Raw genomic sequence first — 1,836 nt, forward strand, 5'->3', positions numbered from 1 at the left:
AATAAGTTTTAAGCCTAGCCTGACGTTGAATAGCTACAACCTAAGATGGGTGTCTTGGTTTTTTGGTTCATGACTTTGATCAGCAGCGTTGTTGGCGCAATGGGGCCGGTTTTTAACCAAGGCGCTAGCTCAACAACCCCGATTGATAAAAAGCCGCCACAGGGCGGCTTTTTTAGTTGGGAGTAGGGCGATGTCTTTGCCTTGCGATGACCTTCCGGTAGGTAAGTCAGACGTATCACTGCTGTGCGAGACTTTGATGCCAAGTGGTTTACCCGCAGCCTTGATGTGGTTATGGTGGCTTACGTTGCGTTGATGTGAATGCTTGATGGAGTGGCCAGGACTGCCGGGAATAAGCAAAGGGATTTTGGGGACCACACCCAAGGGCGGTAGCATCAGTGTTGGCAGCCTTTATTGTTGAGCTATATGACTGATAGATAAGTATTTTAGCCCGCCTGCTGCTTTTCGTTATGTTTCCCTGATGGCCGGCCCAACATAGAGCACCTTGATCTTTACCCTGCTGGCTATCGCCACTGCGCCTCACTCGGCATTATCCACAGTCACCCCCTTCCCAAAGCCCGCATACGTTGCACCTGATTAAGTGGAATGGGGTAGGGCAGAGGCAGCAAGCACCGTTCAGGTTTCTGGATGGCTGTACAGTGTATCTGCAACCCCAAGCGAGAAATGGCTCGCTTTCAAACAACGCCAGGCTCGCTTTGCCCGGTATGACCACTCGAAATGTTTGATAAATAATCACTTCTTTAGTACTCGGACCTGAAGATAACGAGCCTGGTTTGCGTAAAAACGAGCCGGCTCGTTTTCATACATAACGTTTGCTTATAGTTTTTTATTATCAACAAATTATGTTGCTGGTCTAATGAGTGAAAAGAAGCCGGCTTCATAACTATTGTTATGGCGCGCAAGGTAAAATATGCATAAAACTCCGCTATTTCTAATGGTATTTAGCTGCTTATCTTCAGCAACTAGCATAGATAGAGAGCAGCTAGTTCTGACTCATGAAAATGCCAATCAGTTTAATCTATCAGTAAAAAATCAATATACAGACCCATCTAAGGTATGCACAACTATCACAATAAATAAGAGTTATAAGAAGGCAAACCAGCTTGGCTTTTTTTTAGAAGTGAATGACAATCAGAAAAATGTTGTCTTCTCGGGCATGTTGGCAGGTTATCCCAATGAAAATTCAGAATTGATAGATTATCACTTTTGCTACCGGAGCAAGGATGTTGTAAGTAATAGCATCGTTACGTACGGATATCGAGAGAACTGGCTTGCAACTGCATACATAGAAATAAGCCATGACATCATTGCACCATAACAAGCCACTCAAGGCTCTCGCTCCGCTCGCTGGGACGATAACACATGGGCTGCGTCACTTCGCTCCTAATTTTAGCCCGTGTGTTATCGCCCCTTAGTGGGAAGTTAGGCTTATGTACCGTTTCCCATCCGACCTAGATTTATCCGCCAACATTGGCGAGGCCACTACCCAATTTAGAATTGGGCAATACGATTTCCAATTCTCTATTGGGAATGCCAGTTTTCAGATAGCAACACCTGTAACTCTAATAAAAAATGGTTCAGTAATAGGCTCTTGGAAAAATGACCAATGGCCATCTCCTGAATTCAAAAACATCTTTAATGTTAATCTTAAAAATGTGGAAATCCGAAGTGACAAGCTTCTTGTTTTAACATTTGAAAACAATATAGAAATGCATCTTGTCGATAACTCCGACCAATTTGAGTCAATGACCATTTGGGTAGATAAAGAGCTATGGGTTATATAAAAAAGCCTAACAAGTGACTGTGGCATTTCGTCAA

At 43.7% G+C, this 1,836-nt stretch carries 2 protein-coding genes; both read left to right on the forward strand.

All coding sequences use genetic code 11. The features are described from left to right. Positions 1-928: 928 nt before the first annotated feature. Positions 929-1,336 carry a hypothetical protein gene (locus B3C1_RS20400; protein WP_156804639.1) on the forward strand — a complete coding sequence of 136 codons (408 nt, stop codon included), beginning with the start codon at positions 929-931 and terminating at the stop codon, positions 1,334-1,336. A gap of 112 nt (positions 1,337-1,448) precedes the next feature. Further along, positions 1,449-1,802, forward strand: a complete 354-nt coding sequence (locus B3C1_RS20405) for a hypothetical protein (RefSeq protein ID WP_156804640.1) — start codon at positions 1,449-1,451, stop codon at positions 1,800-1,802. Positions 1,803-1,836 lie beyond the last annotated feature (34 nt).

It is taken from the genome of Gallaecimonas xiamenensis 3-C-1 (assembly GCF_000299915.1).
GTDB classification, from domain to species: domain Bacteria; phylum Pseudomonadota; class Gammaproteobacteria; order Enterobacterales; family Gallaecimonadaceae; genus Gallaecimonas; species Gallaecimonas xiamenensis.

Bases quoted from the DNA above. Each gene is read 5' to 3' on its own strand.
- B3C1_RS20400 (WP_156804639.1), top strand. From the start codon at position 929: ATGCATAAAACTCCGCTATTTCTAATGGTATTTAGCTGCTTATCTTCA.
- B3C1_RS20405 (WP_156804640.1), top strand. From the start codon at position 1,449: ATGTACCGTTTCCCATCCGACCTAGATTTATCCGCCAACATTGGCGAG.